We start from the raw sequence: 16,333 nt of genomic DNA, 5'->3' as shown, positions 1-16,333 counted from the left end.
CATGAGTTCGATAACCCGCACGCTCATTACCCGAGGCTTCTCCGATCTGGAAACCTGTGAGAGGTTCCTTGGCTTTTCCGAGCTGGCCGACCTTGACCAAATGGACTTGCTGAACGCCCTGTCCGTTGCCGACAACCCCGACATGGCGCTGCAGTCGCTGGTCCGGCTGCTCAGCGCGGTGCCGGAAAGCCGGGAGAAGCTCAAGGTGGTGGACCCGGAAACTGGCGGGTTGGTCTCCAATGAGGGGCTGTTCAAGCTTTTGGGGGCTTCCGAGGCGCTGGCCGATTTCCTGATGCGCCATCCAGAACACCTCGATGTGGTTGATGCGGTGGCGGTGCAGGAGCCGGAGGCCGCCGACGGCGAGGCCCTGCGGGAGTCGCTGCTGCGCGCGGTAGGTGCCGACCCGGCGTCGAACATGCCAACGGCGGCACTGGTTGGCACCGAGGCGCGGATCGCCCTGCGGACCAGATACCGACGGCACCTGTGCGAGCTGGCACTGCGGGATCTGGGCGCGGCCTCATCGCAGGCCGTCATGCCCATGGTGGGCGCCGAACTGGCGGACCTGGCAGCTGCCGCCGTCGAGGCCGCGCTGGCGGTTGCCCGCACCGAAGTGGGTGCCAGCGTCGGTGTTGAGAAAGTGGCTGCGCTGCGCTTTGCCGTCATAGGCATGGGCAAGTGCGGGGCGCGGGAACTGAACTACATTTCAGATGTCGACGTCATGTATGTCGTGGCCGTCGACGAACCAACAGGAGCGGCAGCCGGCTCCCCGGGAGCCCCGGGCGAAAGCAGTGCCGCCGGCGCTGGCGACGCTGAAACGGGCACCACTGGCTCCGAGGGCATTGCGGGTACCCGCGGCTCCGCCGAAATGGAGGAGGGGGAGGCCACCCGGCTGGGCAACGCGCTTGCAGGTGCGCTCACCCGCACCATTTATTCCCCGGAACGTGAGCCCGGATTGTGGGAGGTTGATGCCAACCTGCGGCCCGAAGGTGCTGACGGACAATTGGTGCGCACCCTGGATTCGTATCTGGCGTATTACCATCGCTGGGCGCAAAGCTGGGAATTCCAGGCGCTGCTGAAGGCGCGGGCCATGGCCGGTGACAAGGAGCTCGGCGCGGCATTCGAGCAGGCCATTGAGCCCTTGGTGTGGGCATCGTCCGAGCGGGACGGCTTTGTTGAATCAGTGCAGGCCATGCGCCGTCGGGTCACGGCCAACATTCGCGATGGCGACGCCGACCGCCAGATCAAACTTGGCAAGGGCGGCCTGCGCGATGTTGAATTCACTGTCCAGCTGCTGCAGCTCGTCCATGGCAAGACCGACACCAGTATTCGCTCCCGTGCAACCACGACGGCAATCGATGAGCTGACAAAGGCCGGCTACATTGGCAGGACCGACGCAGCCCTGCTATTGAGCCACTACACCTACCTGCGCGTCCTGGAGCATCGGATCCAGCTGGTCCAAATGCGCCGGACCCACACCATGCCAACGGCTCCGGAACAGTTGCGGGCCCTGGCGAGGGCGGTTTCCGGCCCACTGAGCCTTAAACGGCCAAGTGCCGAGTCGCTCCTGGCCGACTGGGCCAAGGTCAAGCGGTCGGTGAGCTCGCTGCACGAACGAATTTTCTACCGTCCCATCCTCGCCACAACAGCCAATCTCAGCGCCGAAGACGCCGCACTGACAACGGGAGCCGCCAAGGCCCGGCTGGCCGCGCTGGGCTACCGCGACGCTGCGGGGGCCGCCCGCCACATCGAAGCGCTCACCGCCGGGATCAGCCGGCGGGCGGCCCTGCAGCGGCAGCTGCTGCCGGTGCTGCTTGGCTGGCTGGCGGATGGCGTCAACCCCGACGCCGGTCTGCTCGCCTTCCGCCGCGTGTCCGATGCGCTGGGCACCTCACACTGGTACCTGGGCATGCTGCGCGACCACCGGGCCGCCGCCGAGCGCCTCTGCCACCTGCTTTCCAGCTCCCGGCTTGTCAGCGACCTCCTTGAGGTGTCACCGGAAGCGACTGCGTGGCTGGGCAACGCCAAGGAACTGGTTCCGGAAACCTTTGAGTCCCAGTGGGTTGAGATCCAGGCAACCATTTCCCGCCATGGCACCACGCCGGGCGCCATGCGCTTGATCCGGCTGATCAGGCAGCGGGAGATCCTGCGGATTGCCATCGCCGACTGCTGCGGGCTCCTCGGCCAGGACGAAGTTGCCGAAGCGTTGAGCAATGCCGACAGGGCGACTGTTTTGGGTGCGCTGCGGGTCGCCGAAACAGAAGTGAATGCGGAGGAAACTCGGCTGACCCGTGTACAGGTGGTGGCCATGGGCCGTCAGGGCGGGCGTGAAATTGGCTACGGCTCCGACGCCGATGTCTTGTTTGTGCACCAGCCTGTCGACGGCCTCAGCGACGAACAACTGGGCCTGGCAAACAAGCAGGCCATGGTGGTTGTCCAGAAGCTGACGGCCCTGCTCACGGCCCCGGTGCGTCCCGCCATCCAGGCCGAACGGGTGCTCAGCATTGACGCGGACCTGCGCCCCGAAGGTCGCAACGGTCCCTTGGTGCGCTCACTGGAAGCGTACCGGGAGTACTACTCCCGGTGGTCTTCCGCGTGGGAGGCCCAGGCATTGCTGCGGGCGAGGCCGATGGCCGGCTGCGACGATCTGGCCCGGGAGTTTGTTACCATGATCGACCCCATCCGATACCCGCGGGTGCTGCCCGAAAACGATTCGCGGGAGATCAAGCGCATCAAGGCCCGGATGGAATCCGAACGGCTGCCCCGCGGCGCTGATCCTGCACGGCACGTGAAACTGGGCCGTGGCGGCCTCAGCGACGTCGAATGGCTTGTCCAGCTGTGGCAGCTGCAGCATGCCCACGCCCATCCGGAGCTGCGCACAACCCAGACCATGCCGGCCCTGCATGCGGCCAGGGAACTTGGCCTCGTTGACGGCCACGACGCAGAGCTCCTGGAGTCGGCGTGGCGACTGGCGGGAAAGATCCGCAACGCCAACGTGATGTGGACGGGCAAAACCTCCGACCTGCTGCCGTCTGCACGGGGGGATTTGGAGGCTGTGGCCCGGTGGTGCGGCTACGAGCCGGGCCACGCCGCAGCCTTTGAGGACGACTATTTGAGTCTCACCCGCCGCGCCAGGGCGGTCTTTGAACGCTTGTACTACGGCTGAGCCGCCGGACTGCGGCCGGCTGCCGGGCTGCGACCGGGCCAGACGGCCGGGCCGCAACCCGCTAGCTCCCGGCCAGGGCGCGGGCGTGCGACAACATGGTGACCACTGCCGCCCCGGTGACCAATTCGCCGTCGTGCACGAAGCCCTCCTCCCGCCCGGTGAGATCGGTGATGAGCCGGCCCTTCCACAACGCCAGCAGTTCGGCCTGTTCGGGCAGGGGAGCGAGATTGTGCATTTCGCCGGGGTCGGCGTCGAGGTCGAAGAGCTCTTCGGTGCCCCATTCCGACGCCCACAGGTATTTCACGTGTCCGTCGGTCACCCACTGGAGCGACTGGCCAAAATACACGTGCTCGCCGTGCAGCCACTCGCGCCATGGCACAGGGTCGGGCGCATCAGCAGCCGGGTCGTGCACAAATCGGGCCAGGGACCGTCCATCGCAGGAATCCGGCACCGGCACTCCGGCCAGGTCGAGCAGGGTGGGCATGACATCACGGAGCTCCACCACCTCATCGACCACGCCGCCGCGTCGGGCGGCAAGATCGTTGGGGGCGGGCGCCACGATGAACGGCACGCGGGCCGAGCCTTCGTAGCCAACTGCCTTGCGGTAGAAGTCGTGGTCGCCCAGCATTTCGCCGTGATCGGAGGTGAACGCGATGATGGTGTCCTCCGCCAGCCCAAATTCGTTCAGGGCTTCAAAGACGCGCATAAGCTGCATGTCAATTTGCGTCATCAAGCCGTAATAGCCAGCACGTGCCCGGTGCGTGACAGCCTCCGGCAGCGTGCCGAAGGCCAGCTGGTGGTTGCCATTGGTCCGCACCGATTCAAAGTGGTGTTCCCAGTCGCCGAGCCGGCGCTTGAATGCCGGCAGGTCAAGGTACATGTCCATGGCCCACTGGGGCGGGTCATACGGCGGGTGGGGGCGGTGAAACGACAGGTACAGGAAGAAGGGCGTTGTGGGGTCGCGCCGATACAACCACTCGACCGCCTGTGCGCCGGTCCAGGACGTGGGGTGCAGGCGCTCGGCCTTGTCCCACGGACGGGCGACTGTTGAGTTGCAGCCGGCGCCGTGGTCAAAGTACTCCTCGTCGGCCGTCACACCCGGCTGCCGGCGCAGCCACGGGACATAGTCGTCGAAGAACTTGAAGTCCCTGCGGTGTTCCTTGCGGGCAAAGTGCAAGAACCCGTCGTGCAGGAGCACCTCGTCAAAGCCCACCCGGTTGCGTGCAGGGTGGACATGCAGCTTCCCGATGGCCTGGGTCTGGTAGCCGGCCCGCCCGAACTCGCCCTGCAGCGTGACTGGATGGACGTCGTCGAACTTGACGCCCTCCTCGTAGCCAACCCGGCCGTGGCGCTCCTGGGACTGCCCGGTGAACAAGGCAACCCGGGCCGGAACGCAGGTGGGGGTGGCGGAATAGGCATGCCGGAACCTGGTGCCCCTGCTGGCCAGCTCATCCAGATGCGGTGTTTGCACGTGGGGATGCCCCTCAGCGCCGAGACAGTCGCCACGCCACTCGTCGACGCAAATGAGGATCACGTTCGGTTTGGTCATGGTCCACTTTCCTCGGGCGGCCCGCAGTGGGAGTAACCGGGGCCACATCCAGAGTACGCCAAGGCCCCCTCGCACCGGCTGGGTGGCGGCAGTCGCGGGGATGCAAACAGGAGCCGAAAGCCTGGCAATATTGGCGCGGTCTCGCGCGAACCCGCCAAAGGATGTAACGTCTTTGGGGTACTTCATTCGGCCCACGAGGGGCGAAAATCCGTTGTGAGGGAAAATTAATGCTGAGGCTTCCACCCAAACGGCGGCGCAGAGGTGGCACTTTCGCCGCCCTCGCCGCCTTTTTTACTGTAGCAATCATGTTTTTGGGGATCGGCGGTGCCTCAGCGCTGAGTGCACCAGCCGCCCCGACAGTTGTTTCGGCCGGCACCGAAGCTGCCGGTGCCCAGGCTGCCGACGTCAAGGGCAAGACGTTCGCCATTGCCACTGACACCACCTTTGCCCCGTTTGAGTTCCGCGACGGCAGCGGCGAATTGGTGGGCATCGACATGGATCTGCTGCACGCGATCGCCGAAGAAGAAGGCTTTGAGGTCGACATCAAGTCGCTCGGCTTCGACGCGGCACTGCAGGCGTTGCAGTCGAACCAGGTGGCCGGCGTCATCGCGGGCATGTCGATTACCGATGAGCGCAAGCAGATCTTTGACTTCTCCGATCCTTACTTTGACTCCGGCGTGCAGATGGCCGTGGCCAAGAACAATGAGGAGATCAAGACCTACGAGGACCTCAAGGGCGCGACAGTCACCGCCAAGCGCGGCAGCGAGGGCGAGGCCTTCGCCAATTCGATCAAGGGCCAGTACGGCTTCACCGTCAAGGCCCTGGCCGATTCGGCCACCATGTACGACGACGTCAAGGCCGGCAATTCGGTGGCAGTGTTTGACGACTACCCCGTGCTTGCCTACGGTGTCAGCCAGAACAACGGGCTGAAGATTGTCACCGACAAGGAACAGGGTAGTTCCTACGGTTTTGCTGTCAACAAGGGCCAGAACCAGGAGCTGCTGCAGGCCTTCGACGAGGGACTGGCGGCACTGAAGGCCAACGGCGAGTACGACAAGATCCTTGACAAGTACCTTGCCAAGTCAGAGGTCGAGGAGCAGGGCGGATTCTTCCAGCTCGTCAAGGACAGCTTCCCGGCCCTGATGAAGGGCCTGTGGCTGACATTGGTCGCCACTGTCCTGTCGCTGGCCATCGCACTGGTCCTGGGTGTGCTCTTTGGCTTCTTCAAGGTTGCCGAGAACAAGATCCTGCGTGGCATCGCCACCACCTACGTGGCCATTTTCCGTGGCACGCCGCTGCTTGTTCAGGCGTTCTTCTTCTACTTCGGTCTCCCGCAGATGACCGGCCAGCCGCTTGACGTGCTCACCGCCGGTGTCATCACCTTGAGCTTGAATGCAGGCGCCTACATGACTGAGATCGTCAGGGGCGGCATCCAATCGGTGGATACGGGCCAGCTCGAGGCCAGCCGCAGCCTGGGCCTGAGCTACGTCACCTCCATGCGCCGTGTAGTGGTGCCGCAAGCCGTGAAGATCATGACGCCGTCGTTCATCAACCAGTTCGTCATCACGTTGAAGGACACCTCGCTGCTGGCCGTCATCGGCTTTGCGGAACTCACCTACCAGGGCCAGCAAATTTACGCCTCGAACTTCCGCACGGGTGAAACGCTGTTGATCGTGGCTGCGCTGTACTTCATCGTGATCACCATCTTGACCCAGTTTTCCAACGTCCTGGACAGGAAGTTCAACAAATGAGCGCAAGCGAAAAAACGGCAAAAATCAGTGTCCGTGACCTAAAGAAGACTTTTGGTTCCAACGAAGTGCTCAAGGGCCTTGACATTGACGTGGCGGAGGGCGAGGTTGTGTGCGTCATCGGTCCGTCGGGTTCGGGCAAGTCCACGTTTTTGCGGTGCCTGAACAAGCTCGAGGACATCACCGCCGGGACCGTGACAGTCAACGGCTTCGATCTGACGGATGCCAAGGTGGACTTGAATACCGTGCGTCAGAACATCGGCATGGTGTTCCAGCACTTCAACCTGTTTCCGCACATGAGTGTCATCCAAAACATCATGCTGGCACCGGTTGAATTGAAGAAGCTGGACAAGGCTGCCGCCCGGACCAAGGCCCTGGCGCTGTTGGAGCGCGTGGGACTGTCCGAGAAGGCCGATGCGCGTCCGGCGTCGCTCTCGGGCGGCCAGAAGCAGCGTGTGGCCATTGCACGCGCGCTGGCCATGAACCCGGGCATCATGCTTTTCGACGAGGCAACCAGCGCCCTTGACCCGGAGATGGTGGGCGAGGTGCTGCAGGTCATTCGCGATCTCGCCGCCGACGGCATGACAATGGTCGTTGTCACCCACGAGATGGGCTTTGCCCGCGAGGTTGCCGACCGCGTCGTCTTCATGGACGCCGGGGTCATTTGCGAGGAAGGCACCCCCGAGGCCATCTTCTCCAATGCCCAGCAGCCGCGCCTGCAGGAGTTCCTGGCCAAGGTTCTCTAGCGGTGGTGCAGGGGTGGCCGGCCTTCGGGCGGGCCACCCCTGTCCTTAAATTTTCAGATGGTTCGGCGGACGACGCCGGCATAACAGTTTTGGAGGTGCGTGATGGACATGCAGGGCATTCTTGACGACATAGTTGAGCATGTCGCGCCGCTGTGCAGGCAAGGTTCAGTGGCCGCGTACATTCCAAGCCTGGGCGAGGTCTCGCCGGAAAAGTTTGGCATCTGCGTGGCCATGGCCGACGGCACGGTGTACGGGGCGGGGGACTGGCGCACGCGATTCTCGATTCAAAGTCTTTCAAAGGTTTTTTCACTTGCACTCGTGATGTCGTATGACTACGACTCGATTTGGCGGCGTGTCTTCCGTGAACCCTCCGGAACCCCGTTCAACTCCATGGTCCAGCTTGAGGCCGACCGCGGCATTCCCCGCAACCCGTTCATCAACGCGGGCGCCCTCGTTGTCACCGACAGGCTGCTGACGCTGACCGGCGACGCTGCCGGGTCGGTACGCGGACTGCTGCGCAGGGAATCAGGCAATCCGGAAGTCGACGTGGACGAGGTCGTGGCCGCTTCCGAGGCCGCCCACGGCCACCGCAATGCCTCCATGGCGCACCTGCTGGCCAGCTACGGCAACCTCGAAAACCCTGTCGACGACGTCCTGGCCAACTACTTTAACCAATGCGCGCTTGAAATGAGCTGTGAGGACCTCGCCAAGGCGTCGCTGTTCCTTGCCCGTCACGGCGTTTCAACGGGCGGCACGCCGTTCCTGAGCCCCAACCAAAGCAAGCGGGTCAACGCGGTGATGCTCACCTGCGGAACCTACGATGCGGCCGGAGAGTTTGCCTACCGTGTGGGCCTGCCCGGCAAAAGCGGGGTTGGTGGCGGCATCGTGGCAATCGTCCCGGGCCGCTGCTCAGTCACGGTGTGGGGCCCGGCTCTTGGACCCAACGGCAATTCAGTGGCCGGCATTGCGGCCCTGGATGAGTTCACGGCACGCACCGAATGGTCAATCTTCTAGGCCGGCTTACCCCGAGGGACATTGCGTGCGGGATTTTAGGTGTGGGACTTTGGTCCTGGCGTGGTGTGACTGGCGCGATGTAGCCGTCGTGGCGCGTGGGCCTTTGCCCTGTGGGCGTGGCGCGGCCCGCCAGGGTGCAGGATGCAAGGAAGAACCAAGCATCGTCAACCTGCGTTGACGCCAAGGATCTCGTCAACTAGTGTTGACGGTGGAGGTGGCGACAGTGAAAACATTGTTGGGTGACATGGACGGAATGGGGCCCGCCGAAGCCCTTTCAGCAGTCGCGGAGTCCCGCAGGGAACTGGCCCGGACGGAGTCCGAGATGGTGGCCCGGGCAAGGGCTGCAGGATTGTCGTGGGAAGCGATCGCGTTGTGCCTGGGCGTGACGAAGCAGGCGGTGCACAAAAAATTCGGGAAGCGATAAACACCCAATATTTACTTCACGTGCAGGCAACTCTCAGGTTAGATACGTAACTTCGAAAGTGTTACCCGTTGGATTCATATTGAAGGAGGTCCTCATGGGACTCGGAGATAAGATCAGCAACAAAGCACAGGAAGCAGCCGGCAAGGTCAAGGAGACTGTCGGTGACGCCACCGACAATGCCAAGCTTCAGGCTGAGGGTGCAGCGGACCAGGCCGCGGCGAAAGCCAAGCAGGCCGGGGAGCACGTCAAGGACGCTGGCAAGGATGTCTTCGGCAAGTAACCCGCAGACTGCATAAACATTGAATGAGGGGCCGGGACCTAGTGTTCCGGCCCTTCATTTTCTTGTGGCGGGTGCGCGTTTCACCGGCGATTGAACGCGTGACTGTGATGTTTGCCCGAAACAGCCCGTCTGCGCAGAGGGGCGTCCCGCCCACGCTGGCGTGACGCGGCCAGGCTCCGGTGTGCAGACGCCGGTGGTTGGGTGTCGTGTGTGCGGGTGCCACCACGGATTGATCCACCACAGCGACACTCCAAGAAGACACGTCAGGAACGCGACTGGACGCTGACCGCGTGCCCGGGCCGCGAGAAACGAAAATCGGCTGGGAGGGACGTGAACAACGCCCCTCCCAGCCGATTTAGTTTGTCGAGATTAGTCCAGCTGGGGGACTAGCAGCCGTAGTAGAGCTCGAACTCGTACGGGTTCGGGCGCAGCTGCAGCGGCTTGATCTCGTTTTCGCGCTTGTAGTCGATCCAGGTGTCGATCAGGTCCTGCGTGAAGACGCCGCCGGCCTGCAGGAACTCGTTGTCGTTCTCCAAGGCGATCAGGGCCTCTTCGAGCGACTCCGGTGCCTTGGGGATGTCCTTGGCTTCCTCCGGGGGGAGCTCGTACAGATCCTTGTCGATGGGTGCCGGTGGTTCGATCCGGTTCTTGATGCCGTCGAGGCCTGCCATCAGCTGGGCCGAGAACGCCAGGTACGGGTTGGACGAGGCATCCGGTGCACGGAATTCGAGGCGCTTGGCCTTCGGGTTGGAACCGGTGATCGGGATGCGGATGCCTGCGGAGCGGTTGCCCTGCGAGTACACCATGTTGACAGGGGCTTCGAAGCCCTTGACCAGGCGGCGGTAGGAGTTCACCGTGGGGTTGGTGAAGGCCAGGACGGCGTCGGCGTGCTTGAGCAGGCCGCCAATGTACCAGCGGGCCATGTCGGACAGGCCGGCGTAGCCCTTCTCGTCGTAGAACAACGGATCGCCATTGCTCCACAGCGACTGGTGGCAGTGCATGCCGGAACCGTTGTCGCCAAAGACGGGCTTGGGCATGAACGTGACGGACTTGCCCCAGGCCCAGCCGGTGTTCTTGATGACGTACTTGAACTTCTGCAGGTCATCGGCGGAGTGCACCAGCGTGTTGAACTTGTAGTTGATTTCAGCCTGGCCGGCGGCACCAACTTCGTGGTGGGAGCGCTCAACCTCAAGGCCTGCAGCGTCGAGTTCCAGGCACATGGCGTCTCGCAGGTCGGCCTGGTGGTCGATCGGCGCCACGGGGAAGTAACCACCCTTTTGGGGAGTCTTGTAACCGAGGTTGCCGCCTTCTTCCTTGCGGCCGGTGTTCCAATAAGCTTCTTCGGAGTCGATCTTGTAGAAGGCACCCTTTGCGGAGGACTCGTACTGTACGTTGTCGAAGACAAAGAACTCGGCCTCGGCACCAAAGAATGCGGTGTCGGCAATGCCTGTGGAGGCCAGGTAGGCCTCAGCCTTTTCGGCTACGCCGCGCGGGTCGCGGTGGTAAGGATCGCCAGTACGGGGGTTCACGATGGAGAAGTTCAACGCGAGGGTCTTCTCGAGGCGGAACGTGTCAACAAAGGCGGTCTTGGGATCCGGGATCAGTTGCATGTCTGATTCAGCAATACCCTGGAAACCGCGGATGGATGAACCATCGAAGAGCTGGCCGTTGACGAAGAAGTCAAGGTCGACAGTCTTGGCGGGCACATTGAAGTGCTGCTGGACTCCGGGCAGGTCGGTGAATCGAATATCGACGAACTTGACATCTTCGTCTTTGATGAACTGGAGGACTTCTTCCGCGTTCTTGAACATTTACGCTCCTTGGCGCTGGGGGAATTGGCCGGCTTGGTGCGACCATGGTGCCTGTACAACTGACATAAGCCTAGAACCGGGCCGTTACTCCATCGTGTCAGAAATGTTTCCGGCACGTTACAAGCACCCCGGGAAGTCCCGGTGCCCCTGCTTCGGGCCCACACCGGTAGGCTGGTGGTGTGGTAGATCGTAAAGACATAGGTTCCTGGCTCAGCGGGCCGGACACTTCCAATATATCCAAATTTCCCGGCGAGCGTTTGGGACGACCCGAATCCGGGCGTGGCTCCATGGCCCGCGCCGGCCGCCGCATCCTCGCCATTTGCATCGACTGGGGCCTTTCATACTTGATTGCCATCGCCTTCTTCGAGGCAAATCCCAATGCGATACTGGCGATATTCGCCGCCGAGCAAATGGTCCTCGTGGGCACCCTTGGCTACAGTGTGGGCCACCGGATCATGGGAATTCAGGTCACAAGGCTCGACGGCGGACCTCCCGGCCTGCTAGCCGGCGTGGTTCGCGCTGTGCTTGTGTGCCTGGTGGTCCCAGCGATTATCGTCGACGCAGATCATCGCGGCCTGCACGACAAGGCCATGAAAACAATCCTCGTACGCCGCTAAGCTGCAGCGGAATTCGGGCCACAGTCCCCACGGCCCCGGCCTGAATGCAAAATCGGGGACGTACCTTGAGATGGAGCTGAATCAGCTGCCGCGAGAGCTAAGAACGACCGCGCAACGAGGCAGGGATCAAGGCCGTCAACGGCTTCTGGATGCCGGTGTCCAATCGAAATTCCAAGCTGATTCCGCGTAGAACTCTGTTAACGCCGGGTCACCGGAATCGTAAGCTGGATGCCAAATCGGGAGGTTCCTTGAACTGTCGTGCACCCCGAGGAGCCGCCACATTGTTCAGCGCGCCACCCTTGCCGACAGCGACGCGTTCCATCGCGAATGCGGACATGCCGTCGTTTGCGGCGACGGTGACGGAGGCACTGGCCTTTAACCATGTTGGGCCCGGCAGGAATACCTGCCGGGCCCAACAGCTGTCACTGACAACTATTTCAAGCTAACGTCCGCGTGCAGCCTTGCGGTCGGGACGAGCCTTGTAGGGGTCAATGCCCTTGGGGATGGGCAGTTTGTTGCCCATGGACGTGATGCGCTTGTTGACGGCACCAACCTCAACCTTTGTCAGCTCGTTCTTGAGCTTGCCCATCTTTTTGGTGACCTTGGCGATCGGCACTTGGCCTTCTGCCTTGCCGGTCTCAATGATCGTGACAGTGACGTTGGGCAGGATCCTCTTCAAGCGGCGTCGTTCTGCATCGACCAGACCCTTGACCCGGTTGGACGGGCCTTCCGTGACAAGGACAATGCCGGGCTTGCCGATGGCGCGGAAAACGACGTCCTGCGTGCGCGGGTTGACCGAGGCGGGCTGTTCGTCAAAGATCCAGCCCTTCTTGAGCGAGCTCAGGGCAGCGCCTGCGGCGCCAGCCTTGCCCTCGATCTGGGCGTATGCGGCGCGCTCGGCGCGGCGCGACATCAGCAGCAGCGCACCCAAGAGGCCCAGCGGAATGCCGATCATCAGACCCGTAATCCAGTTGCCGGGAGAAATCAGCAGCACCACCAGCAGGGAAACCAGGATCAAGCCGAAAAATGCGCCAAGCATTATCCATGTCACCATGGGATCGTGGCGGCGGGTCATCTTGAAGATGTCCACCATTTGCTTGATGCGACCCGGCTTTTTGTCCTTTTTGGGCTTGTCTGCCTTCGGAGCGCGGGAAAAGAGGGAACGCTTCGGTTTGTCAGCGTTGCTGTCTGCGGAGTCAGTGGTTTTGGCCATAGTGAGTCAATTCTAGCGGGTGTTGGACGGGAATGTTGCACGCGGAAAGCCCAGCCCAAAAGCAAGGGGCCGGGACCTGCCGCAGAACCACTTGCACTGCCGAATGGCAGCTGCTTCCGGCTTCGGGGCGATGCTTTAGTGTGTTGCTTTAGTGGGCGGCGATGAGGGAGGCGGCTTCCTGGCGGGTGTGGCCGGAATCCTCGATGCCGTCGGCGATGTGGGCGAGGTGTGCGGGGATGTCGCGGCCCTTTTTGCGCATGGCAGTGGCCCAGAGCCGCCCGGCCCGGTAGGAGGAACGCACCAACGGCCCGGACATGACACCGAGGAAACCGATTTCCTCGGCTTCCTGGTTGAGTTCAAGGAATTCCTGCGGCTTGACCCAGCGGTCCACGGGCAGGTGGCGTTCGGAGGGGCGCAGGTACTGGGTGATCGTGATCAGGTCGGTCCCGGCGTCATGCAAATCCTGCAGCGCGACCGAGATTTCCTCACGGGTCTCGCCCATGCCCAGGATCAGGTTCGACTTCGTGACCATGCCCTGGTCCCGGCCCTGGGTCAGCACATCCAGGGACCGTTCATAACGGAACGCCGGGCGGATGCGCTTGAAGATCCGCGGCACCGTCTCCACATTGTGCGCGAACACCTCCGGCCTGGACTCACAGATCGCCGTGATGTGCTCGGGCCGGCCGGAGAAATCCGGGATCAACAACTCAACACCGGTGTTCGGGTTCAACTCATGGATCTTGCGGACCGTCTCGGCATACAGCCAGACACCCTCATCGGCGAGGTCGTCACGGGCCACCCCGGTGACAGTGGCATAGCGCAGGTTCATCTTCACCACCGAACGGGCCACCTTCGTGGGCTCGAACATGTCGATCGGGGACGGCTTGCCCGTGTCAATCTGGCAGAAGTCACAGCGGCGGGTGCACTCGGACCCGCCAATGAGGAACGTCGCCTCACGGTCTTCCCAGCACTCAAAAATATTCGGGCAGCCGGCCTCTTCACACACCGTGTGCAGGCCCTCGCTCTTGACCAGGTTCTTCATCGCAATGAACTCCGGGCCCATCTCGACCTTGGCCTTCATCCATTCCGGCTTGCGCTCAACCGGAACAGCCGCATTGCGCTGCTCGATCCGCAACAACTTGCGTCCTTCAGGTGCCAACGTCACAGCAATGCTCCTTCTGACCGGCCCGTTTCCACGGCACCGGCGGTTGATGCCTGTTCAGGCTGTAAGTCGTTGATAAGTGGTGCCAGGATCCGGCTGGTGGCTTCCTTGACCAGCGGTGTCAGGTCCTGCGGCGAAATGTTCCGGCCTGTTTCGGCCTGCAGGGTGGTGGTGCCGGCATCCTGGATGCCGCAGGCGATGATTTGCCCGTAGGGGGCCAGGCTGTTGTTGGCATTGATGGCAATGCCATGCATTGTCACGCCGTCATGGACCCGGATGCCGATGGCAGCAATCTTTCGGTCACCGCCCTTGTCGTCGGCGGTGAGCCAGATGCCGGCCCGGCCGTCTATCCGCACACCGGCAACATCGTAGTGTGCGAGGACCTCAATAATAATGTCTTCCAGGGCGTGGACATAGGCCCTGATGCTGTGGGCGTCGGCCAGGCGGACGATGGGGTACATGACCAATTGGCCGGGGCCGTGCCAGGTGAGCTTGCCGCCCCGGTCAACGCTGACCACAGGTGTCCCGTCGAAGGGGCGTTCGTGGTCTTCGGTGCGTTTGCCCGCGGTGTAGACCGCCGCGTGTTCGAGCAGCAACGCAGTGTTGGGCGCGGTGCCGGCAACGACGGCGGCATGAATTGCACGTTGCTTCTCCCATGCACCCTCGTAGTCGACAAAATTAGGGGCAAATCCGAGATCGGAGAACTGAACACTCATAGGAGCTAGTTTAGGGGACGTTGCATTTTCGCCTAAATCAGAAATCGTCGCCCGCCGGGTGGGCTGTGGATAACTTCAAGCAGGAAATCCGAATCGGGACTACTACTGGTATATGGATAATTTCGGTCTGCAGACGTTGCAGGGGCAGCCTCCGGCAATCCCCGGCCATGATCCTGTGCGCTGCTTGGGCAGCGGCACGCAGGGCCGGGTGTGGCTCATGTCCTCGCACGACGGCTCGGCTGCTGTGGCGGCCAAATGCCTGGCGCCCCGAGCTGAAGCTGACAGCTCCGACATCCTTGGCGACCCCGTTCGTCACAATGAAAGCCAGATCACACAGGAATGGCGGGTGTTGACCCAGTTTCACCACGACCACCTCATCCCGGTGCGTCGGTTGGTGCGGGATTCCACAGGTGCGCAAGTTTTGCTGATGGATTATGCCGCCGGCGGCTCCTTGGCGCAGATAGTTGGTGCCAGGGGTCCCCTGAACGTGGGGGAGACTGTCACTGTCCTAACTCCCATCGGCCAGGTCCTGGCCTTTCTGCATGGCAGGGGTGCTGTGCACGGCGACGTGTCGCCCGGGAATGTGCTGCTCAGCGCGGCGGGGAAACCGTACCTGTCGGATTTTGGGTTCGGCAGGCTTCTGGGGCAGGGGATGGGCGCATTGAACGGGACGCCCGGATATTACTGCATGGCGGATATTGCCCGTGATGAGGCTGCGGATGTGTACGCCCTCGCTGCCGTTGGCTGGTTTGCGCTGACAGGCCGTCCGGCACCGGCCACAAGGGACCGAATGCCGCTGGGCACCATTGTGCACGACGTCCCGAGCGAACTTGTTGCAGCGCTGGAGGCCGGCCTGAACGACGACGCGGCGCTGCGGCCAACCGCCGCGGCGTTTGCCCAAGCTGTCTTTCGCAGTGCGCGGGCGGAGGCCGTGGCACTTGGCAACGCCGTTCATCCCAGCGTGCTGCCTGAACTGCTCACCCGAAACGATGTGAAAGTGCGTCGGCGCAGGAAGCACGCGTTGCGGCGCACCTTGTTCGGCTTGCGGTTGCCGATCAGGGCGGAAAAAGCCCGCAGGCCAGGAAGACGGGAGCGGCGTGCGCTCAGGAACCAAGGCGCTTCCGGCGGCCTGCGGTTCCGGCGGCGGGAGCTGCGCGCTGGACGACAAGCAAGGCGGCTCGGGGGCTTGTGGGGGAGCGGGCATGGCACAAGCAGTGGATCCAGCCGACGCAAGAGGGTGGTCGTGGCTGCCATGGCCGCAGCGGTCGTCGCCACCGTGGCCGTGGTGATGATGTCCCCTGGGTTCCCCCTTGCCAATGGCGGGTGGGGATCGGGGCTGGCAGGAGGCGCGACGGGTGACCCCACGGCCCCCGCCGCAGACAGCGACTCGTCGCTGGAATGGGCGGCGGCGCTGCCTTCGGAGATTCAACAAGGGCTGGCCGCACCGGAACCCGTGGCAGCCTTGCACGCCTTGGCGTGGGTCCGTGCCTATGCGCTGTCCAACGCCGACGGCGACCTGGTGGCAAAGGTCAACTCGCCCGGGTCGGCAGCCCTCGAAGCCGACAACGCCATAGTGCAGAGTCTCAAGGATCTGGGCCACACGCTTGCCGGACTGGAGACAAACATTTCCCAGGGACAGACCAAATACGAAAAGCAATCCAACCCGACAGGGCCGCAGCTGCCTGGCCCGGAGGTTGCGACTGTGCGGGCAACGGTCACCACAAGTGCGTTTGCGGAACTTGATGCGACGGGGACACTGGTCCACAAACAAGAAACGGAGCAAAGCCAGGAGCTGGACATTGTCATGGTGCAAGTGGATTCCCGGTGGGCCATTGAGCAAATTCTCGAGGTGGCGCCAAGCTAGCGGCACTGGCACTGGCACTGTCGCCG

Annotated in this window: 13 protein-coding genes; 8 read left to right on the top strand and 5 right to left on the bottom strand. The window is 62.8% G+C overall.

Going from position 1 to position 16,333, the window contains the following annotated elements:
• Nucleotide 1: 1 nt before the first annotated feature.
• Nucleotides 2-3,163 (top strand): bifunctional [glutamine synthetase] adenylyltransferase/[glutamine synthetase]-adenylyl-L-tyrosine phosphorylase, encoded by a 3,162-nt coding sequence (locus AC1L6K_RS15010; protein ID WP_480949653.1) that lies wholly within the window; start codon nt 2-4, stop codon nt 3,161-3,163.
• Nucleotides 3,164-3,224: 61 nt separating this feature from the next.
• Here the strand turns inward: AC1L6K_RS15010 and AC1L6K_RS15005 are convergent, their stop codons facing one another.
• Entirely contained in the window at nt 3,225-4,712 is a 1,488-nt protein-coding gene (locus AC1L6K_RS15005; RefSeq protein WP_480949652.1) for an arylsulfatase, read from the bottom strand.
• Between the two features lie 305 nt (nt 4,713-5,017).
• Here AC1L6K_RS15005 and AC1L6K_RS15000 point away from each other — a divergent pair, with 305 nt between their 5' ends.
• The 5 genes from AC1L6K_RS15000 (at nt 5,018) to AC1L6K_RS14980 (ending at nt 8,924) form a co-directional block, all read left to right on the top strand.
• The gene (locus AC1L6K_RS15000) at nt 5,018-6,463 is read left to right on the top strand and encodes an amino acid ABC transporter substrate-binding protein/permease (RefSeq protein WP_480949651.1); all 1,446 of its coding nucleotides are present in this window, start codon (nt 5,018-5,020) and stop codon (nt 6,461-6,463) included.
• Nucleotides 6,460-7,206, top strand: coding sequence for an amino acid ABC transporter ATP-binding protein (locus tag AC1L6K_RS14995; protein WP_480949650.1), 747 nt, complete (start codon nt 6,460-6,462; stop codon nt 7,204-7,206). The genes AC1L6K_RS15000 and AC1L6K_RS14995 overlap by 4 nt, the downstream gene beginning before the upstream one ends.
• Before the next feature lie 102 nt (nt 7,207-7,308).
• On the top strand, nt 7,309-8,220 hold the full coding sequence (locus tag AC1L6K_RS14990; RefSeq protein WP_480949649.1) for a glutaminase: 912 nt from the start codon (nt 7,309-7,311) through the stop codon (nt 8,218-8,220).
• A 208-nt stretch (nt 8,221-8,428) separates the two neighbouring features.
• The gene (locus AC1L6K_RS14985; RefSeq protein WP_480952781.1) at nt 8,429-8,644 is read left to right on the top strand and encodes an AsnC family protein; all 216 of its coding nucleotides are present in this window, start codon (nt 8,429-8,431) and stop codon (nt 8,642-8,644) included.
• A gap of 94 nt (nt 8,645-8,738) precedes the next feature.
• Nucleotides 8,739-8,924 carry a CsbD family protein gene (locus AC1L6K_RS14980; protein WP_480949648.1) on the top strand — a complete coding sequence of 62 codons (186 nt, stop codon included), beginning with the start codon at nt 8,739-8,741 and terminating at the stop codon, nt 8,922-8,924.
• A 386-nt stretch (nt 8,925-9,310) separates the two neighbouring features.
• On the opposite strand, the gene glnA is transcribed toward AC1L6K_RS14980, so the two are convergent.
• Nucleotides 9,311-10,735: a type I glutamate--ammonia ligase gene (gene glnA / locus AC1L6K_RS14975; RefSeq protein ID WP_480949647.1), complete on the bottom strand. Its 1,425-nt coding sequence runs from the start codon at nt 10,733-10,735 to the stop codon at nt 9,311-9,313.
• 179 nt (nt 10,736-10,914) lie between these two features.
• Here glnA and AC1L6K_RS14970 point away from each other — a divergent pair, with 179 nt between their 5' ends.
• Entirely contained in the window at nt 10,915-11,352 is a 438-nt protein-coding gene (locus tag AC1L6K_RS14970; RefSeq protein ID WP_480949646.1) for an RDD family protein, read from the top strand.
• Between the two features lie 442 nt (nt 11,353-11,794).
• On the opposite strand, the gene AC1L6K_RS14965 is transcribed toward AC1L6K_RS14970, so the two are convergent.
• From AC1L6K_RS14965 to lipB, 3 genes are all read right to left on the bottom strand, one after another.
• Complete coding sequence (locus tag AC1L6K_RS14965) at nt 11,795-12,565, bottom strand: DUF4191 domain-containing protein (protein WP_444532783.1); 771 nt, start codon at nt 12,563-12,565, stop codon at nt 11,795-11,797.
• 148 nt (nt 12,566-12,713) lie between these two features.
• Complete coding sequence (lipA, locus tag AC1L6K_RS14960) at nt 12,714-13,730, bottom strand: lipoyl synthase (protein ID WP_480949645.1); 1,017 nt, start codon at nt 13,728-13,730, stop codon at nt 12,714-12,716.
• Entirely contained in the window at nt 13,727-14,443 is a 717-nt protein-coding gene (gene lipB / locus AC1L6K_RS14955; RefSeq protein ID WP_480949644.1) for a lipoyl(octanoyl) transferase LipB, read from the bottom strand. Before lipB ends, lipA begins: the two co-directional genes overlap by 4 nt.
• Before the next feature lie 112 nt (nt 14,444-14,555).
• Here lipB and AC1L6K_RS14950 point away from each other — a divergent pair, with 112 nt between their 5' ends.
• Nucleotides 14,556-16,307, top strand: coding sequence for a serine/threonine protein kinase (locus tag AC1L6K_RS14950; protein ID WP_480949643.1), 1,752 nt, complete (start codon nt 14,556-14,558; stop codon nt 16,305-16,307).
• Nucleotides 16,308-16,333 lie beyond the last annotated feature (26 nt).

The organism is Specibacter sp. BI4 (assembly GCF_056680095.1).
The sequence above is the reverse complement of the archived record's forward strand: the minus strand, read 5'-3'. Positions and strand labels throughout refer to the sequence as shown.

Excerpts from the sequence above, each read along its gene's own strand:
- AC1L6K_RS15010 (WP_480949653.1), top strand. The coding sequence starts at position 2 with ATGAGTTCGATAACCCGCACGCTCATTACCCGAGGCTTCTCCGATCTG.
- AC1L6K_RS15005 (WP_480949652.1), bottom strand. The coding sequence starts at position 4,712 with ATGACCAAACCGAACGTGATCCTCATTTGCGTCGACGAGTGGCGTGGC.
- AC1L6K_RS15000 (WP_480949651.1), top strand. The coding sequence starts at position 5,018 with ATGTTTTTGGGGATCGGCGGTGCCTCAGCGCTGAGTGCACCAGCCGCC.
- AC1L6K_RS14995 (WP_480949650.1), top strand. The coding sequence starts at position 6,460 with ATGAGCGCAAGCGAAAAAACGGCAAAAATCAGTGTCCGTGACCTAAAG.
- AC1L6K_RS14990 (WP_480949649.1), top strand. The coding sequence starts at position 7,309 with ATGGACATGCAGGGCATTCTTGACGACATAGTTGAGCATGTCGCGCCG.
- AC1L6K_RS14980 (WP_480949648.1), top strand. The coding sequence starts at position 8,739 with ATGGGACTCGGAGATAAGATCAGCAACAAAGCACAGGAAGCAGCCGGC.
- glnA (WP_480949647.1), bottom strand. The coding sequence starts at position 10,735 with ATGTTCAAGAACGCGGAAGAAGTCCTCCAGTTCATCAAAGACGAAGAT.
- AC1L6K_RS14965 (WP_444532783.1), bottom strand. The coding sequence starts at position 12,565 with ATGGCCAAAACCACTGACTCCGCAGACAGCAACGCTGACAAACCGAAG.
- lipB (WP_480949644.1), bottom strand. The coding sequence starts at position 14,443 with ATGAGTGTTCAGTTCTCCGATCTCGGATTTGCCCCTAATTTTGTCGAC.
- AC1L6K_RS14950 (WP_480949643.1), top strand. The coding sequence starts at position 14,556 with ATGGATAATTTCGGTCTGCAGACGTTGCAGGGGCAGCCTCCGGCAATC.